General features: G+C 60.2%; 26 protein-coding genes, 2 tRNA genes, 1 other RNA gene and 2 riboswitches. Of the genes, 9 read left to right on the top strand and 20 right to left on the bottom strand.

Translation table 11 applies throughout. The features are described 5' to 3' along the window. Positions 1 to 6 precede the first annotated feature (6 nt). Positions 7 to 73: riboswitch (Fluoride riboswitch) on the bottom strand. Positions 74 to 164: 91 nt separating this feature from the next. Further along, positions 165 to 237, top strand: a riboswitch (Fluoride riboswitch). Between the two features lie 93 nt (positions 238 to 330). Continuing rightward, positions 331 to 708, top strand: a complete 378-nt coding sequence (gene crcB / locus GOB94_RS01325; protein ID WP_255484138.1) for a fluoride efflux transporter CrcB — start codon at positions 331 to 333, stop codon at positions 706 to 708. A 26-nt stretch (positions 709 to 734) separates the two neighbouring features. Then, on the top strand, positions 735 to 1076 hold the full coding sequence (locus tag GOB94_RS01320; protein WP_182277157.1) for a DUF190 domain-containing protein: 342 nt from the start codon (positions 735 to 737) through the stop codon (positions 1074 to 1076). 104 nt (positions 1077 to 1180) lie between these two features. Here GOB94_RS01320 and GOB94_RS01315 read toward each other — a convergent pair whose 3' ends face one another. The 9 genes from GOB94_RS01315 to GOB94_RS01275 form a co-directional block, all read right to left on the bottom strand. Further along, positions 1181 to 2047 (bottom strand): hypothetical protein, encoded by an 867-nt coding sequence (locus GOB94_RS01315; RefSeq protein ID WP_255484137.1) that lies wholly within the window; start codon positions 2045 to 2047, stop codon positions 1181 to 1183. Between the two features lie 44 nt (positions 2048 to 2091). Continuing rightward, positions 2092 to 2445, bottom strand: a transfer-messenger RNA (tmRNA) gene (gene ssrA / locus GOB94_RS01310). Between the two features lie 87 nt (positions 2446 to 2532). Continuing rightward, entirely contained in the window at positions 2533 to 2967 is a 435-nt protein-coding gene (locus GOB94_RS01305) for an EamA family transporter (RefSeq protein ID WP_182277156.1), read from the bottom strand. Between the two features lie 23 nt (positions 2968 to 2990). Beyond that, complete coding sequence (locus GOB94_RS01300) at positions 2991 to 3437, bottom strand: CYCXC family (seleno)protein (protein WP_182277155.1); 447 nt, start codon at positions 3435 to 3437, stop codon at positions 2991 to 2993. Positions 3438 to 3479: 42 nt separating this feature from the next. Continuing rightward, complete coding sequence (locus tag GOB94_RS01295) at positions 3480 to 3971, bottom strand: hypothetical protein (RefSeq protein ID WP_220464971.1); 492 nt, start codon at positions 3969 to 3971, stop codon at positions 3480 to 3482. A gap of 368 nt (positions 3972 to 4339) precedes the next feature. Next, complete coding sequence (locus tag GOB94_RS01290; RefSeq protein ID WP_182277153.1) at positions 4340 to 4750, bottom strand: hypothetical protein; 411 nt, start codon at positions 4748 to 4750, stop codon at positions 4340 to 4342. A gap of 33 nt (positions 4751 to 4783) precedes the next feature. Beyond that, entirely contained in the window at positions 4784 to 5071 is a 288-nt protein-coding gene (locus tag GOB94_RS01285) for a 4a-hydroxytetrahydrobiopterin dehydratase (protein ID WP_182277152.1), read from the bottom strand. A 36-nt stretch (positions 5072 to 5107) separates the two neighbouring features. Next, positions 5108 to 6523 (bottom strand): bifunctional UDP-N-acetylglucosamine diphosphorylase/glucosamine-1-phosphate N-acetyltransferase GlmU, encoded by a 1416-nt coding sequence (glmU, locus tag GOB94_RS01280; protein ID WP_182277151.1) that lies wholly within the window; start codon positions 6521 to 6523, stop codon positions 5108 to 5110. Then, the gene (locus tag GOB94_RS01275) at positions 6523 to 8976 is read right to left on the bottom strand and encodes a RecQ family ATP-dependent DNA helicase (RefSeq protein ID WP_182277150.1); all 2454 of its coding nucleotides are present in this window, start codon (positions 8974 to 8976) and stop codon (positions 6523 to 6525) included. The genes glmU and GOB94_RS01275 overlap by 1 nt, the downstream gene beginning before the upstream one ends. Positions 8977 to 9162: 186 nt before the next feature. On the opposite strand from GOB94_RS01275, the gene GOB94_RS01270 reads away from it, so the two are divergent. The 4 genes from GOB94_RS01270 (at position 9163) to ribB (ending at position 12812) form a co-directional block, all read left to right on the top strand. Next, positions 9163 to 10755, top strand: a complete 1593-nt coding sequence (locus tag GOB94_RS01270; RefSeq protein WP_255484136.1) for a peptidase S10 — start codon at positions 9163 to 9165, stop codon at positions 10753 to 10755. A gap of 15 nt (positions 10756 to 10770) precedes the next feature. Next, on the top strand, positions 10771 to 11025 hold the full coding sequence (locus GOB94_RS01265; protein WP_182277149.1) for a hypothetical protein: 255 nt from the start codon (positions 10771 to 10773) through the stop codon (positions 11023 to 11025). Between the two features lie 207 nt (positions 11026 to 11232). Next, positions 11233 to 11460 (top strand): hypothetical protein, encoded by a 228-nt coding sequence (locus GOB94_RS01260; RefSeq protein ID WP_014265581.1) that lies wholly within the window; start codon positions 11233 to 11235, stop codon positions 11458 to 11460. Between the two features lie 113 nt (positions 11461 to 11573). Beyond that, the gene (gene ribB / locus GOB94_RS01255) at positions 11574 to 12812 is read left to right on the top strand and encodes a 3,4-dihydroxy-2-butanone-4-phosphate synthase (protein ID WP_182277148.1); all 1239 of its coding nucleotides are present in this window, start codon (positions 11574 to 11576) and stop codon (positions 12810 to 12812) included. A 192-nt stretch (positions 12813 to 13004) separates the two neighbouring features. Here the strand turns inward: ribB and GOB94_RS01250 are convergent, their stop codons facing one another. After that, positions 13005 to 13646: an HAD family phosphatase gene (locus GOB94_RS01250; RefSeq protein WP_182277147.1), complete on the bottom strand. Its 642-nt coding sequence runs from the start codon at positions 13644 to 13646 to the stop codon at positions 13005 to 13007. Positions 13647 to 13695: 49 nt separating this feature from the next. On the opposite strand from GOB94_RS01250, the gene GOB94_RS01245 reads away from it, so the two are divergent. Next, positions 13696 to 14865 (top strand): pyridoxal phosphate-dependent aminotransferase, encoded by a 1170-nt coding sequence (locus GOB94_RS01245; protein ID WP_182277146.1) that lies wholly within the window; start codon positions 13696 to 13698, stop codon positions 14863 to 14865. On the opposite strand, the gene GOB94_RS01240 is transcribed toward GOB94_RS01245, so the two are convergent. From GOB94_RS01240 to GOB94_RS01215, 6 genes are all read right to left on the bottom strand, one after another. After that, the gene (locus tag GOB94_RS01240) at positions 14866 to 15492 is read right to left on the bottom strand and encodes an MBL fold metallo-hydrolase (protein ID WP_182277145.1); all 627 of its coding nucleotides are present in this window, start codon (positions 15490 to 15492) and stop codon (positions 14866 to 14868) included. It lies immediately after the preceding gene. Positions 15493 to 15572: 80 nt separating this feature from the next. After that, positions 15573 to 15863, bottom strand: a complete 291-nt coding sequence (gene secG, locus GOB94_RS01235; protein WP_182277144.1) for a preprotein translocase subunit SecG — start codon at positions 15861 to 15863, stop codon at positions 15573 to 15575. Between the two features lie 93 nt (positions 15864 to 15956). Beyond that, a tRNA-Leu gene (locus GOB94_RS01230) sits at positions 15957 to 16041 on the bottom strand. A gap of 122 nt (positions 16042 to 16163) precedes the next feature. Beyond that, positions 16164 to 16892 (bottom strand): HAD hydrolase-like protein, encoded by a 729-nt coding sequence (locus GOB94_RS01225; RefSeq protein WP_182277143.1) that lies wholly within the window; start codon positions 16890 to 16892, stop codon positions 16164 to 16166. A gap of 115 nt (positions 16893 to 17007) precedes the next feature. Next, a tRNA-Ser gene (locus tag GOB94_RS01220) sits at positions 17008 to 17095 on the bottom strand. A 290-nt stretch (positions 17096 to 17385) separates the two neighbouring features. Next, a complete protein-coding gene (locus GOB94_RS01215) occupies positions 17386 to 19989 on the bottom strand; it encodes an aldo/keto reductase (RefSeq protein WP_182277142.1) in 2604 nt (867 codons plus the stop codon). A 17-nt stretch (positions 19990 to 20006) separates the two neighbouring features. Between GOB94_RS01215 and GOB94_RS01210 the strand changes: the two genes are divergently transcribed. Further along, on the top strand, positions 20007 to 21164 hold the full coding sequence (locus GOB94_RS01210; RefSeq protein WP_182277141.1) for a glycosyltransferase family 4 protein: 1158 nt from the start codon (positions 20007 to 20009) through the stop codon (positions 21162 to 21164). Here GOB94_RS01210 and thiS read toward each other — a convergent pair. Then, positions 21161 to 21388 (bottom strand): sulfur carrier protein ThiS, encoded by a 228-nt coding sequence (thiS, locus tag GOB94_RS01205; RefSeq protein WP_182277140.1) that lies wholly within the window; start codon positions 21386 to 21388, stop codon positions 21161 to 21163. The two genes, GOB94_RS01210 and thiS, sit on opposite strands and share 4 nt — an antisense overlap. A gap of 328 nt (positions 21389 to 21716) precedes the next feature. Then, positions 21717 to 22568, bottom strand: a complete 852-nt coding sequence (gene thiD, locus GOB94_RS01200; RefSeq protein ID WP_255484135.1) for a bifunctional hydroxymethylpyrimidine kinase/phosphomethylpyrimidine kinase — start codon at positions 22566 to 22568, stop codon at positions 21717 to 21719. Between the two features lie 120 nt (positions 22569 to 22688). On the opposite strand from thiD, the gene GOB94_RS01195 reads away from it, so the two are divergent. Further along, positions 22689 to 23282 carry a septal ring lytic transglycosylase RlpA family protein gene (locus GOB94_RS01195; protein WP_182277138.1) on the top strand — a complete coding sequence of 198 codons (594 nt, stop codon included), beginning with the start codon at positions 22689 to 22691 and terminating at the stop codon, positions 23280 to 23282. Positions 23283 to 23652: 370 nt separating this feature from the next. Here the strand turns inward: GOB94_RS01195 and GOB94_RS01190 are convergent, their stop codons facing one another. Then, positions 23653 to 24582, bottom strand: a complete 930-nt coding sequence (locus GOB94_RS01190) for an amidinotransferase (RefSeq protein ID WP_182277137.1) — start codon at positions 24580 to 24582, stop codon at positions 23653 to 23655. A 430-nt stretch (positions 24583 to 25012) separates the two neighbouring features. Next, the gene (locus GOB94_RS01185) at positions 25013 to 25192 is read right to left on the bottom strand and encodes a hypothetical protein (RefSeq protein ID WP_158787744.1); all 180 of its coding nucleotides are present in this window, start codon (positions 25190 to 25192) and stop codon (positions 25013 to 25015) included. Positions 25193 to 25276 lie beyond the last annotated feature (84 nt).

The following is a 25276-nucleotide window of genomic DNA, read 5'->3' as shown; positions in this document are numbered from 1 at the left end:
TCCTACGAAGTAGTAGGAGTCATCAGCTCTGCCGGGCGGCAGGCGTCGGGCGAACTCCATCGCCTGAGATTGTTCTCTCAAAATAACAGCCTGAACACATAGCGTCAACGCAACCCATACACAACGCTGGCAATGCAACCTGCATCGATGTAGAGTGGTACGCATAATCTCAGGGTGATGGAGTTCACCCGAACCGCCATGGCCTGCTTTGCCATCGCTGATGACTCCTGGCAGGGGCCGCCTGTCTATGGAGCCGCTTCACTCCTCCGCGGTCCCTATCCAGCAGTGTTGGCTTCTGCCGTCGAAAGGGAGACATATGAGGAGACTGATTTGCGACGCTATCTACTGATCGCACTAGGCGGCGCTCTCGGGGCTTTGCTGCGGTACATTGTAGGGGCTTCCATGGCGCAGCGATTCGGTGCACGCTTCGCCTTTGGCACGCTGACCATCAATATCAGTGCATGCTTCATCATCGGGCTCGTGCTGGAGTACTTCAACCGCCACGCCGGGCTCAGCGATGCCTGGCGTTATCTCATCCCCATCGGCTTCATAGGCGCCTACTCAACGTTCTCCACCTTCGAGTACGAAGCCTGGCAGGACATTACCCGAGGCGCCTACTGGAACAGTCTGCTCTACGTTACGCTCAGCCTCGTCGGAGGCTTCATCGCCGTCGCACTAGGTGCAGCTACCGCCCGCGCCATTCAATAGCAGTTGCAACGCGTAAGGACCCCTCTATGCAATCCATTGGCCCAGCTCAAAAGGTATCGATCTACATTGCGGAAGGCGCCCGCCACCATCACACCGATGCGGCCACGGCGATCCTCGACTTCCTATTCCGCAACGGCGTCTCCGGTGCGACCGTCCTCAAGGGTGTCGCAGGCTTCGGCGCGGAACACCGTCTGCATGCCGAGTCCATCGTCTCCATCTCCGATCACCTTCCCGTCAAATTGGAGTTCATCGAGTCGTCGCAGAAGGTTCAGGAACTGCTCCCGCAGTTGTCAAAGATGTGCGGCACCGGCATGATCGAAGTGCAGGAGACCACCATCGTCAAAGCCGCGGGTAGCATCGCCACCTAACGCTCTCATGTGTGAACCTGGGTGATGGCAGTTCGTGTTGCCGCCAGCGGCGCATGGTCATTGAAGACCGCATGTCTCTTTGTCCCAGCCACGCCAAGCTCGCGTCATAGCTGCGGCAGATCAACCTCGACGGGAGTACCGCTCCACTTCGCATACATCGTCGAGAGCACATCAGTCTTCGTCGCCCGGTCTGCAATTTCAAGCAGCTTCGCAAGCGGCCAGTCTGTGTTGATGGTTCCACCGGCATCCACAATGGCCCGCAACGCGTCCTGCAGCCCCTTGCGGTTTGCGGTCGCTCTCCGAATCCCCACATCGGCTACCAGGCAAAACATAGCTCCGCCCCAGTACGTTCGCCCCCACGTATGTGTCCGGTCGAGCCCGCGGTCTCCGGCCTCCGGCTCGCCATTCACCATGCCGTCCATCATTCCTGCCCACATCGCCGCCGCATCGAGTTGGCCTGTCTGCACGCGAGCAATCGGCTCCACATAACTGGCGATGCCTTCCTCCAGCCAGTGCTGATCGTCCGACAGATCGGCCAGCGCCGTATGCACCAATTCATGCGTAATGATCCAGTCGCTCGCCAACTCTTGCGCGGTGACATCTTCGCCGATGCGCAGCCGTAGAAAGGCAGGGAAGCCACCGATGTCTCCCCATGTCGTGCCCTGCAACACGCCAGACTCACCCGCCTCCGGTATCACCAGCACGCGAGCCAGCGACACAGGAAACCTCCCGTAGTAGGTCGTAACAGCCTTCGCCGCCGCTTCAATGCGGTCGATCACCGCCACGCGTCCGAGCGCAAACTCTCCATGCGCAAAATCGATCTGGAGCCGCGAGCTACCAGCCTGCACGGTTTGCGAAAACTCAACCGGTGTATGTCGTCCAAACTGTCCCCGCGCGCGCAGGTTCTGACTTAGCGCCAGCGCGACACTGCCGCTGACGAACGCCCGCCTGTCCAGGAGCTTCCGTTCCATGGTGAGTTAGACGCGTAAGTTGTGAGGGTGATACAAGGAGAAATTGGTGGAGGCGGTGGGAGTCGAACCCACGTCCGAAAAAACCAACAACAGAGAGCATTCATGCTTTTCCGCGTTCCTCTTTGTCTCGTAGCCAGCCCTGAGAACGGGCGAAGATGAGCCAGCCACCAGCCTGATCGATCTCGTCATTGCCGTCCAGGCGGAACAGCGCAGACCAGCCTACTGTGCGACGATGGGTATCCGCCCGTAGGCGAAGCGGAAGCCATCGGCTACCTAATTAATTAAGCAGCAAGCGCGAATTGAGGTTCGGCACTTATAGTTTTGTGAGCGATTACGGGTGTTCACACCCCGGCATGCCTCTCTGCCGCAAGCAATCCCGTCGAAGCCGTGACGCCCCCACTGAGGGAACTGGCCCAACATTGCATTGGGGCACTCAAAGAACTATCTCCATTATACGCGGATGAATTCCGAAGCATTCCAGTACATCACCCGAACGCAATCACCAGCGCACCCGTCGTCACCAGGACTCCGCCGATCACCTTCGCTGGCGTCATGCTCTCGCCAAAGAACACCCACCCGGCCACAATCACCAGAGCCACACTCAGCTTGTCGATCGGTGCCACGCCGCTCACCGGTCCCATCTGCAGCGCACGAAAGTAGCACAGCCAACTCGCGCCCGTACACACACCCGACAGCACCAAAAACAGCCAGCTTCGTCGCGAGATCGCCGGCAGTCCCAGCCCTTCATGCAGCCGTGCAACGTCGCTGCCTAGCACAATCACCCACGTAAAGATCAGCACGACGGTAGTGCGGATCGCCGTCGCCAGATTGGAATCAATCTTCTCGACGCCCACCTTCGCCAGCAGCGCCGTCCCCGCTGCAAACACCGCCGACAGCATCGCCCAGAAGACCCAGCCCATTCTCAGCCTCCCGGCCAGCTACATTACTTGTGCGGCATCGTGATCGTATTCAGGTCTACCTTCAGAAACTCTCCGCGCTCAATCCCCGCGCGGATCTGCGCCGGCGATTCACCCTGCATCGTCTCACGGTAGGTATATACGCCCTCCTGCATGCAGGTCGAGCACTCCGCTCCATGCAACCCTGCAAAACAGGCATGAAGGCTGTCGTGCCCCAGTGCGCGGTCGCAGCGGCAGTAGCAAGGCTCCTGATGCAGCACCGCAGGGATCTTCGCCGCCATTTTGTAGGCTGCCACTTGATAGCTATGCGTAAAGTTCGGCCCGGTCAGTTGTTGGCCATGCAAAATCGGCGTCATCGGCCCCTTCGGCGAGCCCACGTTATACGCAGGCACATCGCTGGCTGGATCGGAGAACTGCGCCGAAGCCGCCACTGCCACGAGAGCTAACACCAGGCATCCCAAAATACGTCGCATCGAAACCCTCACTTCGCCTTCGATGATACCGCGCCGAAACCTCTACCGGCGTCCGGTCTCCTTGGGTGGCACGGCAAAGAATATCCGCTTCTTTCCGCATCCCAGCAGCGCCGTGCCGTTGCCTTGAAGGTCCCAGGGCACCCAGCCCACCTCCTGCGCCACGCTGAAACCCGCTGCATCCAGATTCCGGATCAAGCGTCCGCCCGGAGTCGCCACGACAACAACCTCATTCGTCTTCGCCTGCCGCAGCCTCGCCAGCAGGGAACTGACCGGCTCATTCTGCCCGACGCTCCACACGCTCTGCCGCAACACGCCATCGCTCCCACGACGCAGCGCCCATCCCAGAAGATGATCGTCCACGACAACCACCTCGCCGGGCGCCAGCGACTGCTCCACGGCCAGCCGCATCACGCGTAGCGCATTTTTCTGCCGGTAGTACTCCACATAACCCACGCGCCCCAAAACCGCGCCCGCCAGAAACACCACAAGCAGCACAGCCGCGATGGTCTGCGTAGCTGTGCGCTCTTTCGGCACCTTAGTGTCCATCTTCGGTATAAGGTTCGCAGTCTCTGTTGTCGTTGGAGTATCCGTCACATCACTATCATGCCTCAACTACAAAAAAGGACGGCATGAACGGTCTTCAGTCCATGCCGGGAGGCCAGTGACGCAACTTGCTTCTCGGGTTGATGCTCCGAGAGATCCTTCGCAGCTCCATTCCACAAACTGGAGCATCGCTAGAACAGTTATACCAGAATCAGAAGAAAAGTCCAACCTTCTGTGGAAATCTACTCTGAAATCCGCTCCAGCCAACCACATATCGTAAATAACCGCTTACCTGGTCACCTGAATCCATGGAATCTCATATCATCGAGGCGCGACTCAACATCTTGCTGGAGAGCGCTTTAGGTTGTCGCCTGTGGCTTCAACGTCGCGCTGAAGTCGCCGTCGGCGTTCATCGGGTCAACGTAAATAGTGCCCGCCATCTTGGCGCCAGTCTCGTCCACCACTCCCGTCAGCGTTACCGTGATGGGGCTGCCTTCATACTCCGAGTCGAAACTCCAGGTGAGCGTTTGCTCCTTCACCGTGCCCTTTACCGGATGGCTCTTCGTTTGATCATCCACGCAGCTGCCGCTCACCGTCAGATCGGCGGCTGTGGCCAGCGCGCAGCTCAGCGTTACGGGAACACCTTGCACATTGCCGGTCACAGCCCATGTACCCATCGTCGGCACAGCAACCGTTAGCACCGGCGTCTCGGCTGGCAGGGAAGTCGCCACCATCATCACAGCGCTTGCCATCAGAATCCGCTTCATCATCGTCACTCCTCCGAAATCTCAGTCAGGTCAATTCTATTCGTCCAGCAGCGCACTCAATTTGCGCGCAACATCCAGGTCCTTCTGCGTAATGACGTTACCTGCGTCGTGGGTTACCAGCGCCAGCCGCACCTTGTTGTACCGTATGTCGATGTCAGGATGATGGCCTGCAGTTTCAGCCACCGCAGCTACCCGGTTCACAAACGCCATCGCCGCAACAAAGTCCTCAAACGTAACCACCCGCACCAGCTCATGGCTTTCGAGCCCCCACCCCGGCAGCTCCATCACAGCGTCCAGCAGTTCCTGCCCCTGAATCGTCTCCATGGCACTTCTCCCTCGTTGCGGTTTTCCGTTCGCCAGCTACACCTTTTCGCTCTCCCGCTCTGCTCTCTTCTTCGTAGCCCACTCGGGTTTGGTCACCTGTCGGCTACGTCCCAGCGCAAGCGCTCCGCCAGGCACATCCTCAGTAATACACGAACCCGCCGCAACATACGCCCCGTCGCCCAACGACACAGGCGCCACCAGCGTCGAATCCGACCCCACAAACACCCCATCGCCGATCGTTGTGGTGTGCTTGTGCACCCCATCGTAGTTGCACGTAATCGCACCGGCGCCCACATTCACCCCCGCACCAATCACCGCGTCGCCCAGGTAGCTCAGGTGGTTGGCCTTCGAGCCCCTGCCCATCTTCACCTTCTTCGTCTCGACAAAGTTCCCCAGATGCGCGCCTTCGCCAATCTCGCTGCCCGGCCGCAGATGCGCATACGGCCCCAGTTGCGCGCTGTCGGACACTACCGCATCGTCGAGCACGCATCCATTCCGCACCAGCACGCCATCACCCAGCGTCGAGCCCTGAATCACCGAGTAGCTCCGTACGCGGCACTCGCTCCCGATCTTCGTCGCGCCAAGCAGCTGCACGAATGGCTCAATCACCGTATCCGCGCCCACCTGCACCTGCAGGTCGATCACGCAGGTCTCCGGCCGGAAGATCGTCACTCCCTGCGCCATCAGCCGACGCGCAGCCTCCATCCGCATCGCCGCATCCAGGTGCATCATCTCGGCGATGGTGTTCGCCCCCAGCACCTCGTCCACGCTGTCCGCTGGCAACGCGACCACGTGCTTGCCCTCATTCACCAGCAGTGCGGCCACGTCGGTCAGATAGAACTCACCATTCGCATTGTTCGTCTGCAGCTTGTCCAGCTGCGTAAACAAAGCATCCGTCTCAAAGCAATAAATCCCGGAGTTGATCTCCGGCGACTCCAGTTGCTCCGGCTTTAGGTCCTTCTGTTCGACGATCCCCAGCACCTCAGCCGCAGCAGCACTGGGCCGCATCACGCGCCCATAGCCCGCCGGGTCAGCAGGCACCGCTGTCAGGATCGTCATCGAAGCCTTCTGCTCATGATGAAACGCAATCATCCGCTGCAGCGTCTCCGTCTTGATCAGCGGCACATCGCCGCTCAGCACCAGCAGGTTCTTCGGCGGAGCCGCGCCGCTCAGCGCAAACTCTGCCTTCACCATCTGCAGCGCATGCCCTGTCCCGAGCTGCTCGGCCTGCAGCACAAACCCTACACCTGTGCGCTCGACGGCGGCCTTCACTCGCTCCGCCTCATGCCCTACGATGCAAAAGATCTCCTCCGCCGGGGCCACTGTCTTCGCCGCGTCGATCACATGCTCCAGCAACGCGCGGCCGCCAATTGCATGCAGCACCTTCGGCCTGCGCGACTTCAGCCGCGTGCCCTTACCAGCCGCCAGAATCACAACACCCAACTCACTCATCACGCCCATCCTCTCACGATCCCCGCAGACCTTCTACCCCTGCAGATACCCACCACCGCCGCGCCAAACTTATCCACCTTCTCCGGCCCCACGCCGCGCACGCTCTTCAACCCCTCAATCGTCTCCGGCGCCGCTGCCGCAATCGCCCGCAGCACTGTATCGCTCAGCACAAAAAAGCTCGGCAGCCCGGTCTTCGCGGCCTCTTCCTTGCGCCACGCTTTGAGCTTTTCTTCCAGCGCCAGCTGCGCGTCATTAAGCTCCACCGCAATCGGAGCTTCTTTCTCCTTCGGACGAACGGCCTCTGTCGATGGAAAGCTCCTCTGCACGGCTTCACGCGGTGACGCCTTTGTGATAGTCTCGCGCACCGTAGCGGAAGCCTCTTCACCGCGACAGATTGCCAGAATCTCCGCCCCAAACTTCTCCACCTTCGCCGGCCCCAGCCCCTTCAGCCGAAACAGCTCCTCCATCGACCGTGGCCGCTCCAGCACAATCGTCCGCATCGTGCTGTCGGCAAAAACGGTGAATGCAGGCGCACCGTTCTTCTTTGCCAGGTCACTCCGCCACTTGCGCAGCCGGGCCTCCAACTCTTCGTCTTCCTTCGTCAGCGCGCGCTCAACAACACTTTTCTTGGCCGTCTTCTTCGAGCTCTTCGTCACACTCAGCCCGCGCGCCGCATCGCCGCGAATCCACACTGTCGCCAGCGTCGCATCATCCGGCTCGCGCCCTTCGAACGTGATCGTGGCCTTGCGATACGTGATCTCCTTGCCCTCAGGATTTGTGAACGTATCATTCGCAATCGACACCAGCCCCGCCCGTGCCAGTCCGTCGATCAGTGCGTCAAAACGCTTGCGGTCGCTCGTAATCTGCAGCTCCGTAAACAGCTTGCCCAGTGACTGCCCACGCCCCTCCAGCCCCTTCAAAATCCTGCGCAACTCACGCCGTTCGCTCTCATCAGGAGCATGGCCTTCCTGTCCCGCGCCACCCGGCTTGCACACATCGCAGTGGCCGCACGGCCCCTGTCTGTCGCTCGCATCGCCAAAGTGCCGTACCAGCGCCACCATCCGGCACTGGTGGCCTTCGGCATAGGCCATCATGCTATCAATCTGGCTACGCCGCGCGGACACCTGCGCGTCATACCCGCTCTTCCACGTCGCCAGCCCGCGCCGGCCATCGCCCGCGCGCACCACCCCTGCAAAGTCCACCTCGGCGACGCCCACGCCATGCAGCTTCTCCACCGCCCGCTCCAGCGTCTCGCGCTCCATCGCCACGCCCTTTTTGCCCAGTGCACGCTGCAGTGTCTCGATGTCCACCGGCTCCTCACCCAGCACCATCGCCACGCGCTCCAGGTCGCTCACCGCCGGGTAGTTTTTCTCCAGAAAAAACTCCTGCGTCCTGCGGTCCGCATAGCTGTAGAGCAGCACCGTCCGCGACATCTCTCCATCGCGCCCCGCCCTGCCAATCTCCTGGTAGTAGGCCTCCACACTGCCCGGCAGCGCGACATGCACCACTGTCCGCACATCGGCCTTGTCCACGCCCATTCCGAAAGCCACCGTAGCCACCACCACATCCAGCTTGCCGCTCAGGAAGGCTGTCTGCACGCGTTCACGCACCTCCGGCATCAGTCCCGCATGGTATGCGGCAGCAGGGAAGTGCTTGCCCAGTCTTCCGGCAATCTCCTCCGCATCCTTGCGCGAAGCCGCATACACAATCGCGGGCCGCGCGCTCGCATCCATCAGCAGCTTCGCGGCAAACTCCGCGCGCTGCGGCTTTGAAAGCTCCACCGCCTCCACAGCAAGATTGTTCCGCCGGAACCCGGTGATGAACACCGCGGGCTCCTGCAACTCCAACTGAGCGGCGATGTCCTTCTGCACCGTCGGAGTCGCCGTCGCCGTCAGCGCCACAATCGGCGCCGGACGCAGCATCGGAAGGTACTGCCCCAGCGTCCGGTAGTCCGGCCGAAAATCGTGCCCCCAGGCCGAGATGCAGTGCGCCTCGTCGATCGCCACCAGCGCCGGCTTCCGTTTCGCCAGCATCTCCGGAAACCCAGGCACCCGCATCCGTTCCGGCGCGATAAACAAGAAGTCCAGCTCACCCGCCAGATAGTCTCTGCACGCCTGCCGCGCAGCCTCGCGGCTCAGCCCCGAGTGTACCCGCGCCACACGGCACCCCAGCGCGCTCAGCTTTGTTGCCTGGTCATCCATCAGCGCAATCAGCGGCGAGATCACCAACCCGGTCCCTCGGGAACCGGCACCGCCGCGAGCCAGCGTTGGCAGTTGATAGCACAGGCTCTTGCCCGCGCCAGTAGGCATCACCAGCAGCACGTCGCGCCCCGCCGTCGCGGCCTCGCACACCTCTCGCTGGTGCGCCCGGAACTCGCGGTGTCCAAACACCCGGTGCAGTAGCTCGGCAAGGCTCTCGTGGGTACGGTTTTCGGTGGGCAGCGACGTCGGCATAAACTCCGCCTATCTTCGCACAACCTTCGCCGTGCAATTCGTGGCCGTCCCTGCGGTGAAGCAAACGCTGCACCTCTACCCGCCTCCGTACTTCTGCGGAGTGCAATTTCTCCTGCGTCTTCGGCGTTGCGCCGAACGTCTTCCTGTAACATCACCGCAACTCAACCTTTGCCGGAGACATTCCACGTGAACCCACGCGTTAGACTCATCGCCGTATCCGCGCTCGCATCCTTGCTCATGCCTCTCGTCCTCACCGCGCAGGAGACAGCCCCCGCGCCCCAGCAACGCTCTGAAGCCGGTCCGCGCCAGCGCGGCGGCAACGGCGCAGCCGCAACGCCGGAAGGCGAGCTGCCCATCCCGCCGGAGACAACCTCGGTCACTCATCATGAGTGGACGGCCGGCTCGCGCCCGGTCAAGTACACCGCTACTGCCGGCAACCTTCTCATCAAGGGTGTTGGGCAGGACGCCAAGCCCATCGGCAGCATGTTCTACGTCGCCTACACGGAGGACGGTGTCCCCGCGAAGTCGCGCCCCATCACCTTCCTCTACAACGGCGGCCCCGGTTCGGCGACGATCTGGCTGCACATGGGCTCGGTAGGCCCGGTCCGCGTCGTCACCCGTAGCCCCAAGGCCAGCGGCGCTCCTCCGTATGAGGTGGTTCCGAACCAGTACTCGCTGCTTGACAAGTCCGACCTCGTCTTCATCGACGCTCCTCTGACCGGCTACTCCCGCCTCGTTGGCAAGGGCAAGGCCACTGACTTCGCCGGCGTCGATCAGGACATCCGCGCCTTCAACGAGTTCATCACTCGCTACATCACCATCAACCAGCGCTGGGGATCGCCTAAGTTCCTCTTCGGCGAAAGCTACGGGACGCCGCGCTCCGCCGCGCTCGTTGCCTCGCTCAACAACGACGGCATCGCCTTCAACGGCGTGGTCCTGCTCTCATCGGTTCTGAACTACTTCGTTAACTCTCCAGGCTACGACCTTGATACCAAGCGCTATATCCCGAGCTATGCCGCCATTGCGTGGTACTACAACAAGGTCCCGCACACCGGCACCATGCCGGACTTCATTCAAAAGGTCCGAGAGTGGGACCGCACCGTGTATGCCCCTGCGCTCGACCAGGGCGACATGCTTCCTCCTGCCCAGTTCGACGCAGTCGCCGCCCAGCTCGCCAGCTTCACCGGTCTCCCCGTCGAGTACGTCAAGGAGTCCAAGCTCCGCATCCAACCCACCCGCTTCCGCAAGGAGCTCCTCCGCAACGATGCCGAGATCCTCGGCCGCTACGACGCCCGCTTTGACGGCAACGACGTCGACTCCGCCGGCGAAAATCCCGGCTACGATCCCTCCGACACCGGCATCTCCGGCGTCTTTGTCTCGGCCTTCCACGACTACATGCAGCACGAGCTCAAGTACGATCCCAACACCCAGTACGATCTCCACGCCCCCGGCCTCAACTGGGACTGGCACCACCGTCCCTCCGGCGCCCAGGGCTTTGGCGGCGGACGCGGTCAGGGGCCGGTCGAGCCCGACACCGTCATCGACCTCTCCGACGCCATGCGCAAGAACCCCGACCTGCGCGTCTTCTCGGCGAACGGCTGGTTCGATCTCGCCACGCCGTTCTTCGGCACGGAGCATGACCTCGGCCAGCTGATGCTGCCCCCAGCACAGCTCGGCAACGTGCAGTTCGGTTACTATCCTGCCGGACACATGGTCTATCTCAACGTCGAGGCGCTCAAGGAGATGCATGCCGACCTCGAGAAGTGGTACGCCAAGTAGCCTGCACGAAACTCGGTGCCCCGCTCCTCGCAGCGTCCGTGCGAAGAGCGGGGCATCGCTCATTACGGCATCTTCTTCACCTCCGCAACTGGGGCCACGGTCTTAGCTGCTCCCACCGCCGAAACCGGCCGCATCGCTACACTCTCCGTCGGGTCAACCGGCCCCAGCACCTTCGTCAGGATGTCCTGCGGGATCGTCGTATCGATCTTCCAGATCGGTACGGTCGCCGGAACGTTCAGCTTCAGCGTGCACGGTCACATGCGGCCATAAGGTCTCCCGGCTATCTCAGCGGCCAGTGGATCCTCAAGTTCGACACCACCCAACATTCATTACCAACGAGGGCAAAAGTCAAGAACCGGCGTGTCGCCTTCGTCCGCCAGCAGACGGGCGTTACGGGGGCAAAAAATCTCACTATTCCGTGGTAAAATCAAGTGTTGCGGCTCACCCGCCGCCGGAATAGCGAGGAACACCAACAACATGGCAAAACGCCGCGGAAACCCCAACTGGGGGAAGCCCGAGCCCATTGGCCCTGTCGTCCCCACCATCACCTCCTTTGAACAGGTCGTCAAGGAATACAAACTGACTCCCGATCAGTACGTCCGCTCCACCCGCCTTCGCGAGTGGGCCCGCCGTAACAAGAACTCCAAGTACATTCCCGAGGCTCTCCTCGAGGCATGGGGCTTTGAGATCGAGTCGACGCTCTAAAACCCGTTGCACCAAAAATGGTGCGGGGGATATGACCTTCACAAGTCCACCCCTAAGTCTCATCTCATGAGGATCTTAGGTCGAAAAGTCGGGGAGGGGGAGGGTGCCGAGTCATGCCTGATTCTCACGAAAATCCGTCTACACCAACGTCCGGGTTCGTCACCATCGAAGAGGCCATCGCGGACTTCCGTGCCGGCCGCATGATCGTCGTCGTGGACGACGAGGACCGCGAGAACGAAGGCGACCTCACCCTTGCCGCCGAGTTCTGCACCCCTGAAGCCATCAACTTCATGGCGAAGTACGGCCGCGGCCTCATCTGCCTCACCCTCACCGAGGAACGCGCCGACCATCTGCGCCTAAGCCCCATGACGCAGGAGAACACCTCCCGCTTCGGCACCGCCTTTACCGAGTCCATCGAGGCCCGCGAAGGCGTCACCACAGGCATCTCCGCCGCCGACCGCGCCCACACCATCCAGGTCGCCATCAACCCCACCTCCGGCCCCAACGACCTCGCCCGCCCCGGCCACGTCTTCCCCCTCCGCGCCCGCAAGGGGGGTGTCCTGGTCCGCGCCGGCCAGACCGAGGCCGCCTGCGACCTAGCCCGCATCGCCGGTCTCATCCCGGCCGGGGTCATCTGCGAGATCATGAACGAAGACGGCACCATGGCCCGGGTGCCCGACCTCATCCAATTTTGTAAAACGCACGGTTTGAAGATGGTCACCGTTGCCGATCTGATTCGCTACCGCATGCGGACAGAACGCTACGTGCATCGTCTCGGCGAAGCGCAACTGCCCACTGAACATGGCGAGTTTCGCATGATCGCCTACAAGAACTCCGCTGAGTTGACAGAGAAGGACATTATGGGTTCTAGCGACGCCACCTGCGAATCGCACACAGCACTCGTCTTCGGCGACGTATCCGCGGGCGACGAACCCGTTCTTGTACGCGTGCAGACGCACTGCCTCACCGGCGGCGTATTTGGCTCAACACTCTGCAGCTGCGCCGCCACAATAGACGCCTCTCTCGCGGCCATTGCTGCCGCCGGTCGCGGCGCGCTGATCTACCTGCACCAGACAAATCGTGGCTTTGGGATAGGCGGATCGGCGTTGCAGCCACATCTCAGCTTCCACCGCAGTGAGCAGCCGGCAGATGCAGCGAGGGAGTGCCCTCCGCGAGATGCTCAACGCATTCTGCGTCAGATAGGCATCGGCGGCCAGATACTCTCCGACCTCGGTATTCGCAAGATCCGCCTTCTCACCAACCACCCGTCGCACGTACCTGCGTTACAGGGTTTTGGTATTGAGATCGTAGAACACATTCCAATCACACTGTTGCCAGTACTCAATCACTAATCAAGCGTGGCTCGTACCATGGCTGGACGCAAGCTGTAAGGTTGGAGGGGTGCTTACTGCTCTATTGCTCCCCCTCCACTCCATACGAATTGAAGAGAACACATTCATGGTGATTTAAATTACACATGACCCTGCTGGGTCATGCCAAACGGTGCCAAATCGGAACCAGTAGTTACCCAGCCATTATCGGGTTCAGATATTATTTTTTAGCGGCGGCAGGTCCGTTTGTCCCAATCCCTGTAATCCTGCCACGAATGCTTCATGATTGTCGTATCGCAAAGCAACCATGCCGGCCGTTCGGGCAGCCAGGACATTTTCTTCGCGGTCGTCGATGAACAATATCTCGGCTGGCTGTGTCTTCAGCCCCTGTGCCGCGTAGTGATATATAGCTATATCGGGTTTAGCGATCTTCAATCTGTGAGAGAAGGTGCGATGGGAGAATCCATTCATCCAGCTAAACCGGCTGAGAATGCTTTCCTCCATAGCATCTCCAATGTTGGAGAGAATCCCTGTCTTGACGCCGGTTTGTTGCAGGACCAGCGCCCAGGCTATCATGGGTTCATTCGGCTGGCCCCAGTGTTCCGTGTCTGCCTCGATTAAGGCCTCAAGAGTGTTTGGAGCGACTTTGCGCTGCAGCGCAGATGCCACGGCAAGCCAGTATTCCGCGGCATTGAGCACCCCGCGATCATATGCATCACGAAACCGCCAATACGCGTCATGAAAGCGCTCACTGGTAGCATTAAGCAGCATTTCCATGCGCTCTTTCGCTGCCTGGTCCGGGGGACCGCTCAAGACCATTCCATAGTCAAACAACACAGCCTGAATGTTAGCCATTGTCTCTATTCTAAGCAGGGCCATCAGCGCTTACCATGAAATTAGACAGATGAACTTTTCTACCCGGACATCCTGGAATCTTGCTGAAAACGATTTTGCAAAGGCTACTCGCATGGCCCGAGAGGCTGGTCGCGGTCTGCTTGATCTCACCGCTTCTAATCCAACTTCTTGCGGCTTCTCGCTGCTACCTGGGTTCCTTGACGAACTTGCTCGTTCCGATGCTGCGACATATATGCCCGACCCCTTTGGGATGCTCTCTGCCCGAGCTGCTGTAGCTGCTTACTATAGTGACCTCGGTGTCAATGTGCCCTACGAGCACATCGCATTGACCACGTCTACCAGTGAGGCTTACAGCTATCTTTTTCGCCTTCTCTGCAACGCCGGGGATGAAATTCTTGTTGCACAAACGAGTTATCCCTTATTTGATTTCATCGCCAATCTCGATGACGTCTGCCTCAAGCATTACCCTTTGCACTATGATCCAAACGCTGATGAAGATCACTCGTGGGCCATTGATTTGGATATGCTCGTGGCCAACATCACCTCTCGCACACGAGCGATTGTTCTTGTCCATCCCAACAATCCGACGGGACACTACGTGTCATTGAAAGAACGAGCGGCACTCTATCAGCTTTGTAGCGCCCACAACCTCGCTCTGATCGTAGATGAGGTCTTCCTCGACTACTCGCTGAGTCTGCCCCAAGCAACTTTCGCGGCCACCGAGTCTCCATGCCTCACGTTTGTTCTGAGTGGTCTCAGCAAGGTGTGTGCGCTCCCGCAGATGAAATGCTCATGGATTGTGACATCCGGACCTAAGGAAATCATCCGGGAGGCTCTTGCCCGACTTGAGGTCATCGCCGATACCTTTCTCTCGATGAATGCTCCTATTCAACACGCTCTTCCCGGTTGGCTTGCAGGGAGGAGACCGGTTCAAAGGCAGATCATTGGACGCATGCGTGACAACCTGGCGACGCTTGATGCAAGGCTACTAGATACCTCCGCTCACAGGCTTGCGCTCCAAGGAGGTTGGACAGTCGTTCTTCGAGTTCCTCGAACGATCAACGATGTTCCATTCGCTGAAGCAGCGCTCGCGAACGATGTGCTTGTCCAACCTGGAGACTTTTATGGGTTGCCTGAAGGGCGGATTGTGCTGAGTCTGCTAACGCCTCCTGATCTTTGGAGACGGGGGCTTACGTGCCTGCCTATCGATGGAGAATAGCTATCTGAGAAAGGGGTTCTCGCGCCGCTCAGTCCCGATTGTGGTTTCCAGGCCATGGCCTGGAACTACGATTGTCTTGTCGGGTAAGGGAAGTAGCCGCTCGTGAAGACTGTTCATTAGTTTGTCCATGTTGCCACCGGGAAAGTCAGTTCTGCCAATGCCACCCGCAAACAGAGTGTCTCCGGCCAGCAGCAGACTTTCAGAAGGTATGTAGAGACAAAGACTGCCCTCAGAATGTCCTGGGGTGAATATCACCTTGCTCTCGATCCCTTTTACGCTGATCCTCTCGTCATCTTTAGGGGAGTGATCAGGAGGTTGAACATCAGGAACTGCCAGGCCAAACCAACTTGCTTGAACGTCCATGATGGCCACCAGCGGCAAGTCGTCCTTGCTGTAGATGATGGGAGCGCCTGTTATCGCCTTAAGACTCTGTGCGCTTGCGATGTGGTCGATGTGTGCGTGGGTTACAACGATCTGCTTAACACTCAGTAGGTGTTTAGACAAAATGCCCAAGATTCGAGGGATGTCATATCCGGGGTCTATGACGATGGCCTCGTGAGAAACCTCGTCTCCGAGTATGGTGCAGTTGCAACCTAGTAAGCCAACGGACAACGTCTCACGAATCACAGCGGCGCCTCCAATAAAGGCAAAGGCGCGAGCAGCATGCCCGCGCCTTTCATTATTTCTCCGAGTAAAACCTGCCGTGACTACTTCTTAGCCGGCGATGACTGAGTCTGTAAATCCGATAGAACGGAGCGGTGATTCGCGCTGCGGGACATGAGCACGGTAAGGCTGATTGAGGTAATCATAAACACCACCGCCGACCACGTGGTCAGGCGAGTGAGCAGGTTGGCTGCACCACGTGGGCCAAATGCAGTCTGGGAACCTTGACCGCCAAAGGCTGCGGCCATGTCGGCCGACTTGCCTTGCTGCAGAAGTACCACGCCCGTAAGGAATAGGCAGACCACAACGTGAATAATGACGAGAAGAACGATCATTCGGGGTAAAAGCCTCTACGCCGCCTCGCGGCCAGTCTTTGGATCGTGAGCCGTGTCTAAATCTTCAACCGATGCACCGGTTAGATTTAGATGTGGTGCGGAGGAGGGGACTTGAACCCCTATGCCTTGCGGCGCTACCACCTCAAGGTAGTGCGTCTGCCAATTTCGCCACCTCCGCATGGAGCCTGACGCACTCACAGTGCGACAGTTGCGACGACCAATCCGTTGAGTAGTATAGCATCGCTACGCCCTTCAGCAGAAGCGTGGATGCTGGGGCTGTGCAAATGACTGGAGAGCGCCTCAGAAATAGAGCTGAAGGTCAGGAAATGCCGCTAACTTGAGTAGCTGGCTCGTTGGATTCGGTTGATCTACAACCTCATGCTCTAGAACCCATGTAAAGTCATGAGGTATAAAAACGGCATTCATCCCAACGGAGAGCGCTGGATTGATGTCTGATCGCGGCGAATTGCCGATCATCCAGGTGTTCCGAGGATTCAAAGCATAACTGCTGAGAATATGGATATAAGCTGCTGTGTTTTTCTCGGATAGTACCTCAACTGAAGAGAAAAATGGCCGGAGGCCGGACCGTGTCAGCTTGTCGTTCTGCTCGTCGTGGTTGCCCTTCGTGACGAGGATTAGGGTGTGACGCTGGCCGAGGTCGTACAGGGTATCTTCTACACCAGCGAGCAATTCGATCTCCTGGCTGGAGATCGCCTCGGTAAATGCGACGATACGGGTGTGCTTCTCAGGTGTGACCGGCTCGTCGCTGAGTTGCTCGAAACAGTCAATCAACGATCGCCGGAAGCTTTGCAGACCGTACCCGTGCTGGGCGATGGTCGACCGCTCACAGCGATTCAGGTGTTCACGGACCTGTTCTGGAGAGTGAACCCGATGATCGAGGTAGGAGATGAAAGCCGCGATTGCACGTTCGAAGTAGATGTTGTTTTCCCAAAGCGTGTCATCGGCGTCAATGAGAAGCGTTTGTCTGGGAGGATATCTATTGGTTGTGTCCAATTCGGCGGCAATCATCGTGGTCTGCATCATTATAGGGAGATATAAGTATCGGTGTGATCTGGAGAGAGCAGGGAATCCCTCAGATTTTTCGGGCGGTTTTATTGTCAGGGGATCCGTGGCCGGGAGTAGATGGCGGAGAGACAGGGATTCGAACCCTGGATACCTTGCGGTATACACGCTTTCCAAGCGTGCGCCTTCAGCCACTCGGCCATCTCTCCGCTCGGGTTGAGCGGGCAACTTTTCTAAGATACCACAGTGAAGGCCCCTACGGGTTTTGGGGCTAAGATCCGCAGCCGTTTGGACTTAGTGGTGGATACCCAACTGCGGAGATCGACTTTAATTGGAGGAGTCACAGCGGCGATAGTCGTCGGTAATTCAAGGGGGGTAGCCAATCGTGTATTTATGTCCGATAACACATATTCTGTATGATACGCCTTGAAAGTTTAGGTTTCACCTCTATCTCACGCACTCTATGGGGCCTTTGAATGTTGGCGTGAGCAGCTCCCTGTCATGGGTAGAGTGAGTCTGTGACACCAAGGTCATTTTCGTGAACGAGACGCGTGAGGCGCGTGGCTATCTCGCCAAGACGATCGTCGGTGGCGGCGGTGACGTTGTCGTAGATGTGGCGCTCGGTAGAGGTAGAAAAGAGCGTGAGAGCGTTGGGATACTGGTCGAGTGAAGCCCTGAGCAGGAGACGGGAGAGGACGGCGGGTTCCTGCAGATCTGCTCCGATCTTCTCCGACCACCACCAGCCTAGGCCGGGTTCCTGCTGGAAGGCGGCGGTCAGCGCGGACGTGGGACGTTGGAACGTTCGGTAGTGGATGCGGCAGGCTTCGGGCAAGTCGAGTCGTGGGCCGAAGATGGAGTGCTCGAACTGCAGGACCGGGGTGTAGGCCCGGCGGGTGGCGTAAAGCTCGGCGACACGGGCGTAGTCGCCACCGATGCCGAAGCTACCAATCTTGCCGGCTGTGCGGGCGTCCTCCAGGAAGCTCAGGAGGTCGTCGTGGACAAGTTCTGTTCGTTCCGGTTCGTGGAGGAGAAAGATGTCGATGTGTTCCCTGCCCAAGGCTTTGAGGCTTCGTTCGAGAGACTTCCTTGCGTTGACAGCGTTGAAGCGGAGCTTGCCGGAGCCGCGCAGGAGGCGGGCTGGAGCGGCGAGCGGCTTGATGCGACGTCCAGCGGCGGTTACGGCTCGCTGGACGAGATTGGGCGGCTCGATGCCGAACTTGGTGGTGACGGTGGCATCAGGGCGGCCCTTGAGGAAGCTGCCGAGGAGGGCTTCGGACTCACCCTGTCCGTAGAGCCGGGCGGTGTCGAAGTGGCGGATGTCGGCGTCGTAGGCTGCGGCTAGTAACCGGAGCGAGGTGGCTCGGTCTAGGCCGGGGCCGAGGAGGTAGGAGCAACCGAAGCCTAGCTGGGGTGTGGTCTTCGGTGGTATGGTTTCGGTAGCGATGGCCGGGAGCGTGACCGCGCGCATGGAATCGTTGGCGACGACGGGTTCGGGCAGCCAGATACCTTCGGCGACTGCTTTGTCGCGCAGGTGGTCGGTGAGCCGAAGGGCGAGCGCCAGGACCGTGTGGGTTGGGTTGGAGTATCCGCAGCTCGGAAAGACGGAGCTGGAGCAGATGTAGGCGTTGTCGATGCCGTGGAGCTTGAGGTTTGGATCGACGATACCTTCGACGGCGGAGTCGGAGATGCGGGTGCCGCCCATGTGGTGGAAGCTGTCGGTGCACATGGAGCGGACGAGGGCGTCATCCTCAAAGAAGCCTTTGGGCGGGGCGACTTTAGCGAAGCGGCGGGCGGCGAAGATCTCGGTGGCGCGTTTGACGTAGGTGCGCAGGGTGAGGAGCTCGTGGCCGGTGATCTGCCAGTCGACGCGGGCACGGAGGAGGCCGAGGGCGTCGCGGTCACTAGTGAGGGTGACGGAGCTGGGTGAGCGCGGCGATTGCTCGCAGTGGACTGTGAGCATGGTGCGGTTCCACTCGGGGCCACCGTCTGGCAGGTCGCCGAGGAGACGGCTGGTGGTGGCTTCCAAAGCGATGGAGGGGACGTAGCGAGCAGCCTGCTTCCACTCTGCGGCGGTGGGTCGTCTTCCCTTCCGGAGGGCTTCGCGGAGGAGGACGGTGGCGTCGTCGCGGGCGGGGTCGTCCTTACGCCAGGGGCCGATGGTTCCGGCCACGTTGAGGGTGCGCGCCTTGGCCTGTTCAGCGAGCGAGAGCTGGATCTTGTTGTGGTAGCGGAAGGTGTCGAACGTGGCATAGCCGAAGTAGCGGGCGACGGGTTGGGTGCTGATGTTTCGGATGACGATGCCGTTGAGAGAGATGTGGTCCTGATAGTTGCGGCCGAGCAAGCCGTTGCGCTGCCAGGGCGCAGTTCCCTCTTCAAGCGGCTGCAGAAGCAGGCGGTTGGCCTCGATGCCGCCAAGGGCGAAGATGTAGCGGCCGGCGGAGACCTGCTCTTCGCGGCCGGAGTAGTTGCGGATGCGGAGGCCGGTAATGGAGCTGCGCGTGTCATTGAGGACGAGTCCGGTGACGTTGGCGTGGTAGAGGACTCGGAGCCAGCGGGAGTCCCGGAGCATGTGGCGGTTGAGAACGGCGAAGTCGCGTTCGGGGCACCAGCGGGAGTAGGCCATGCGGAACTCGGGGCCGAGATCGCAGAGACCAAGGCCGAGGCCGGACCAGACGCGGTGGTCTTCGCGTTCGACGAGGCGGAGACCTTCGAAGTTCAGGGCGCGCTCGTAGAACGGCGCAAGCACCGACTTGGCGATGGGCCAGCCGCTGCCTTTGACGTGTTTGCGGGGCTCGAAGTCGAAGGAGTCGAGTTCGAGGATCTGGCCTCCCCACTGAGTGGTGGTGCCGCCGAAGGTGCGGAAGCGGCCGCGGGTGTCGCCGGAGTATGGCAGGCCCGGCTGGTCGGTACGGTAGAGATTCTGAGAGCGGGCTTCGAGGTCGAGGCCACCGGCTTCGAGCAGCAGGACGCTGAGGCCCTGCGCGGCGAGCTCGGTGGCGAGCAGGATACCTGCGGCGCCGGCGCCGACGATGCAGACGTTGGCGGGGTCCTGGCCGGCGAGTCCCGGGACAGGGTCGTCGAGTCGCTCGAAGTCCAGGAGCATGAGGCTATTCTAGCGTGATGAAGATAACGCAGGCCGTGTTCGGGGTCTTCCACCACTTTGCGCTGGCGCGGGAGCTGGAACGGCGCGGACAGCTAGAGAAGGTGTACTCGACGTGGCCCTGGGCGCGGCTGAAGCGTGAGGGGGTTCCGCGTGCGAAGGTGGAGACTTGGCCTTGGATTCATACACCGGAGACGGTGTTGAACCGGCATGGGCTGCTGCCGCGATGGCTGTCGGACGACCTGGGTGTGCAGAATGCGCTGCGGTTCGATGACTGGACGGCGAAGCGGATCGCCGAGGATACGGATGCGTTGGTGGCGATTGCCGGGGCCGGGTTGAAGACGGGTCGGCTGGTGCAGCAGCGCGGTGGCAAGTTTGTTTGCGACCGGGGGTCCACCCACCAGCGGTATCAGGAGCGGTTGGTGAGCGAGGAGTACCGACGGTGGAGTGTCGATCTGCCGGTGTCGGATATTCGGGACACGGTTCGCGAGGAGGAGATCTACGCGCAGGCGGATGCGATTACGGTGCCGTCGAGCTTTGCGCTGCGGTCGTATGTGGAGATGGGGGTGCCTCGGGAGAAGGTGCGGGTGATTCCCTATGGCGCGGAGTTGAGTGGGGTGCGTGGCGAGTTGGCGGAGCCTGGCGGGTTTGAGGTGCTGTTTGCAGGAGAGGTTGGGTTGCGGAAGGGTGTTCCCTACCTGCTGGAGGCGTTTGCGCGGGTGAAGGCTGCGGGCAAGCGGTTGCGGCTGGCCGGGCATGTGGGGCCGGATATGAAGCGGGTGCTGGGGCGGATGCCCATGGATGGTGTTGAGGTGCTGGGGTCGCTGCCGAAGGCGGAGCTGCTGGGGTTGATGCGGCAGAGCCATGTGCTGGTGCTGCCGTCGGTGGAGGACGGGTTTGGGCTGGTGATGGCGGAGGCGATGGCGTGCGGGTGCGCGGTGATCAGCTCAACCAATACTGGAGGAGAAGACCTGTACTCCGATGGTCTGGAGGGGTTTGTTGTGCCAGTGCGGGATGCGGGGTCGATTGGCGACCGGCTGCAGCGGCTGGCTGATGATCGTGAGGTACTGGGGTCGATGCGTCGGGCGGCGGTGAAGAGGGTGGAACAGATTGGCGGGTGGAGCGAGTATGGCGACCGGTGGGTTTCCCTGCTGCGGGAGCTGACCGGGAAGAACTAGCGTCCTCCGCCGACGAAGTGGACGATCTCGAGCTTGTCGCCGGAGCGAATTTGCAACGTGGGCCATTGGGTGCGGGGGGCGATCTCTCCGTTGAGCTCGACGGCGATGCGGTCGGCCTTGAGCTCCAGCGCGGTGAGGAGGTCGGCCAGCGTGGCCGGTGAGGCGATGGCTGGGAAGGTGCGGGGTCTGCCGTTGATGTGGAGCGAGAGTTCGGAGGTCGTCACAGAATCTACGTTAGCATTTGCCGGGGCCCTCCCCCGGTTTTGGGGCTATGATCCGGAGCCGATTGGAGTTAGGGGTGGAACCCCCTTTGTGGATGCGCGAGGTTCAAATGTTCTTTCCTACTTCTATTGTAAGCGTTTGGGTGGGAAAAAGTGTTTTTGATTGCCTTCGATAAGTGATGTGGTTTGTGCCGTTTGAGACCGATTTGCAGCGCAGTCAGGATTGACAGCTCCCGAAAAGCAAACCTTGGGGATAAAGCCCACCTCCTTTGGGATAGCTATGAGACCCGAGCCTGAAGGCCCGGGGTACCGAGCTGACGCCTGGATTGCCTCACCTGATTTCGTGAAGCGGCCAGAGGAGGTTGAGTGGGCCTTTGCCGTGGCCGATGGGTGGGGCGCGGCGGATGGCTTCGGCGACGTAGTGTTTGGCCGATTTTGCGGCATCAAGAGGCGTTTTTTTGAAGATTAAATTCGACAAAAAAGCTGTGGAAAAAGCGCAGCCTGTGCCGTGCGTGGAGCGGCTTTCGATGTGCTCGCCGTAGAGGGTTTGGAGGGTGCCGTCGGCGAGGCAGAGGAGGTCGGTGGGCGGGTCCTGGTCGCCGCCCGTAACTATAAGGTTAAGAGTCGGATAGGTGCTCATGAGGGCGGTCGCTGCTGACTGACCCTGGGGCATTGAGGTGACCGCTTGGCCGCTCAGAAGTGCCAGTTCATGCCAGTTGGGGGTTGCCCAGCCGACGAGGGGCAGGAGGTCTTCGCGGAGTGTCTGGAGGGCTTGAGGGGCCAAGAGGCGGGTGCCCGAGCTGGAGATCAGAACGGTGTCTAAGACGATGGGAATAGGTGGTTTAGAGGTTGTTCGCGGGGCGATTGAGCGGAGAAATTCGGCGACGGTGGAGACGATCTCAGCGCTGCCCAGCATGCCGATCTTAATTCCGTCTGGCGGAAGGTCGTTTTGGAGGTGTTCGAGGGTGCGGCGGAGGAGGTCTCCGGAGACGGGTTCGACGGCTGCGACGCCGAGTGTGGACTGAACGGTGAGCGCGGTAATCGCCGTGGTGGCGAAGAGGCCATGGGCGTGAAACGCCTGTAAATCCGCGGTGATTCCAGCGCCCGAGGAGGGATCGTAGCCGGCGATGGCGAGGGCGACAAAGGGCTTTGCGGCCGGAGATGGGCTGCTGGTTGGGGTCACGGGACGCTTGTGATCTTGAGAAAAACCTAGCATAGTGAGCGGGAAAATGCAAGAAAAATGGAGATGCGATTGTCTTTGCTTTGTTTGACTTAGGTATATAGGGACAGGACAATAGTCCTTATGAGTGATCCTACGATGAAAGTCGCGGGTGAGCTGCAGGGCAAGACCAGAAGGTTTTTGAAGAGCGGTAGTTTTCTGGCGCTGTCCCTGGGTTTGTCAGCCATCGGCGTCGCAAGTCCTACGGTGAAACGAGTAACGGCAATGAGAGGTGGGGGACATTCCACCGTCGTTGCGAAGCATCACTGGTTTCAGATTGGGAAGGCCTCCTGGTATGGTCCAGGATTCCATGGCCATCCCACAGCAGATGGGGAAATTTACGATATGTACGCTATGACGTGTGCGCATCGGACGTTGCCCCTGGGTACGTGGGTTCGAGTGACGAACCTGTTCAACAAGAAGTCGGTCTTTCTCCGGGTCAATGATCGGGGGCCAGTGGCTCCTAGTCTGATAGCTGACCTGTCCTACGCGGCCAGCAAGCGGCTGGAGTTCAGTGGGATTACGAAGGTGAAGATCGAAGTCGTCTCCCCGTCGGATACGCACATGGCCAAGAAGCTGGTAGCAGAACTTCCCATGATCAACGATCCTGCGGTATTTAGCCCGGTTCCGAGCCCTGAGCCGAACCTGGGCCTGGTAGCGATGGTCGGAGACCGCTAAACAGCGGTTTTCCTTTACAAGGCCGACAATCCATGACGGCAAGAACAAGGCCGGAAGGCCCTGCGATCCTGTGCGCGAGCGGACGGGGTGCAGGGCCTTTTGTACGCTCGCGCCTTCGGCTCTCGCTGCGGCAAAGGCGTTCACGCAGAGGGCGCAAAGGAAAAGACCGCAGAGGTCGCAGAGGAAAACAAGCAACAGCAAAGACAAATACAGGAGTTTCTCCCCTACGCATCGCGATGAGGCCGCGATGCTTCGGTCGAAATGACGGCTTCTTGGGGAGAGTGACCGAACTTCGTTCTAAAGTTCGATACCCCACTCATGCCGACGATGAGACTGTCGTCATGAATGGGGCACCCGAGAGTTTTGGGGGTTAGGGGTGGATGGCGCCGTGGGTGACTGGGAGGTCGCTGAGGCGCAGGGTGAGGGACTTGGCGCCGCCGCCGCCCTTGATGAACTCGGAGAGCTCAAGCTGGACGACGTCGAAGCCGGCATCGAAGAGACGGGCGGCTAGCTCGCGGCCGATGTCGCCGGTGAAGACGGTGTGGCCGAGGTTGAGGGCGCAGCAGGCCATACGGGTGGCGTCGGCTTCGCTGACGGCGATACGCTTCCCTGCCGGATAGGCGGCTTCGATGAGCGCCAAGGAGGCGGCGTCGAAGGCACCGGGGTAGTAGAGCAGGAAGCCGCCGTCTCCGGCGGGGTCGTGGAGCGGGGTGAAGCAGGTGTCGAGGTGGTAGAAGCGGGGGTCGGTGAGGTGCAGAGAGTGCACGGGCAGGTGCCAGGCATCCGCGACGTGGCGGTGCGAGGACTTGCAGGTGCGGACGCCGTGGGCGGCCCAGAGGCGCTTGCCGTCGGCGTCGAAGGAGAGGTCGCCCTCGCCCTCGAAGGCGGTCTCGCGGGGCGTCTCCCAGAGGAGGAAGCCGTGGCCGGCGAGCCAGCGGCGGAGGTAGGTGGCCTCGGGCTGTCGCTCGGTGCAGGTGAAGCTGGAGACGGCGGCGACGCCGTGGTGGACGAGGCCGGCATGGCCGATGAAGACCATGTCCGGACAGCCAGGCTCGGGGTGGATGAGGCGGACGTCGGCGACGGACCGGAGGACGTTGTGGAGGCCCTTCCATTGAGCGAAGGCGAGATCGCGGGAGAAGGTATGGGGCTTGCCGGAGCGGCCAGCGCTCATCCATGGATTGAGGACGTAGTCGGCACCGTACCACTCGGGCGGACACATGAGGAATGTGGGGCGGGTGAAGAGAGGCGTGGAGGCGAAGAGTTCAGGGGAGGTGGATGAAACGATGGTGCTCGTAGCCATGATGAAGTGATTCCTGTTCGTACCGTCAGGGAGTTTCCTCTTCTGGAGAGAGGATCGTCAAGTGGATGGACCCCCATTGGTACATCGACCCGGACGGCACAGTGATGAGACGCCTGAAAGAGGCAAAACGAAGGTCATGTTGCAGAGATTTCATGTGGAGAACGGTGGGGATTTCCGAGTGGTTGTGGCACTCAAACTGCTAGGCTTTCCACTCCTTATTCAACTGCGCTTAGAGGTCGGTCGAAATGACTGCAGTAGAGATGGCAGAAGAAAGCAAACCTCAGGGCTAAAGCCCTGCCCTCTCTTTGCCCAGCTATGAGACCCGAGGCTGAAGCCTCGGGGTACCCCAGTCGTGGCCGAATGGAATCTGAACCGCAAAAGCGAAGGGCGCGACCGGAGTCGCGCCCTTGCGGTGTACTAAAGGAATGGTTTAGAGCTTTTCGAAGAACTCACAGGCGGAGCAGGAGATATAGACGCCGCCGGGGACGCCGCGCTCGCGGTCCTTGACGCGCTTGACGATGCGCGTGGGCTTGGAGCACTTGGGACAATCGGTGCTCTTCTGTGTATCCATGACCTTCTTACGGTCGCCGGTCTTGGCAATCTTTGCCATTGGTGAATCTCCCTTGAGAAACAGATATGTGGCTTGCCCGGCTTCGTGCGGCTGAACGCGCGCCGACCTTGCTGGTTCCTGGAG

This window comes from Granulicella sp. 5B5, from assembly GCF_014083945.1.
Lineage (GTDB): Bacteria > Acidobacteriota > Terriglobia > Terriglobales > Acidobacteriaceae > Granulicella.
The sequence above is the reverse complement of the archived record's forward strand: the minus strand, read 5'-3'. Positions and strand labels throughout refer to the sequence as shown.

Bases quoted from the DNA above. Each gene is read 5' to 3' on its own strand.
- GOB94_RS01320 (WP_182277157.1), top strand. From the start codon at position 735: ATGCAATCCATTGGCCCAGCTCAAAAGGTATCGATCTACATTGCGGAA.
- GOB94_RS01315 (WP_255484137.1), bottom strand. From the start codon at position 2,047: ATGGAACGGAAGCTCCTGGACAGGCGGGCGTTCGTCAGCGGCAGTGTC.
- GOB94_RS01305 (WP_182277156.1), bottom strand. From the start codon at position 2,967: ATGGGCTGGGTCTTCTGGGCGATGCTGTCGGCGGTGTTTGCAGCGGGG.
- GOB94_RS01300 (WP_182277155.1), bottom strand. From the start codon at position 3,437: ATGCGACGTATTTTGGGATGCCTGGTGTTAGCTCTCGTGGCAGTGGCG.
- GOB94_RS01290 (WP_182277153.1), bottom strand. From the start codon at position 4,750: ATGATGAAGCGGATTCTGATGGCAAGCGCTGTGATGATGGTGGCGACT.
- GOB94_RS01285 (WP_182277152.1), bottom strand. From the start codon at position 5,071: ATGGAGACGATTCAGGGGCAGGAACTGCTGGACGCTGTGATGGAGCTG.
- glmU (WP_182277151.1), bottom strand. From the start codon at position 6,523: ATGAGTGAGTTGGGTGTTGTGATTCTGGCGGCTGGTAAGGGCACGCGG.
- GOB94_RS01275 (WP_182277150.1), bottom strand. From the start codon at position 8,976: ATGCCGACGTCGCTGCCCACCGAAAACCGTACCCACGAGAGCCTTGCC.
- GOB94_RS01260 (WP_014265581.1), top strand. From the start codon at position 11,233: ATGGCAAAACGCCGCGGAAACCCCAACTGGGGGAAGCCCGAGCCCATT.
- ribB (WP_182277148.1), top strand. From the start codon at position 11,574: ATGCCTGATTCTCACGAAAATCCGTCTACACCAACGTCCGGGTTCGTC.
- GOB94_RS01250 (WP_182277147.1), bottom strand. From the start codon at position 13,646: ATGGCTAACATTCAGGCTGTGTTGTTTGACTATGGAATGGTCTTGAGC.
- GOB94_RS01245 (WP_182277146.1), top strand. From the start codon at position 13,696: ATGAACTTTTCTACCCGGACATCCTGGAATCTTGCTGAAAACGATTTT.
- secG (WP_182277144.1), bottom strand. From the start codon at position 15,863: ATGATCGTTCTTCTCGTCATTATTCACGTTGTGGTCTGCCTATTCCTT.
- GOB94_RS01225 (WP_182277143.1), bottom strand. From the start codon at position 16,892: ATGATTGCCGCCGAATTGGACACAACCAATAGATATCCTCCCAGACAA.
- GOB94_RS01215 (WP_182277142.1), bottom strand. From the start codon at position 19,989: ATGCTCCTGGACTTCGAGCGACTCGACGACCCTGTCCCGGGACTCGCC.
- GOB94_RS01210 (WP_182277141.1), top strand. From the start codon at position 20,007: ATGAAGATAACGCAGGCCGTGTTCGGGGTCTTCCACCACTTTGCGCTG.
- GOB94_RS01195 (WP_182277138.1), top strand. From the start codon at position 22,689: ATGAGTGATCCTACGATGAAAGTCGCGGGTGAGCTGCAGGGCAAGACC.
- GOB94_RS01190 (WP_182277137.1), bottom strand. From the start codon at position 24,582: ATGGCTACGAGCACCATCGTTTCATCCACCTCCCCTGAACTCTTCGCC.
- GOB94_RS01185 (WP_158787744.1), bottom strand. From the start codon at position 25,192: ATGGCAAAGATTGCCAAGACCGGCGACCGTAAGAAGGTCATGGATACA.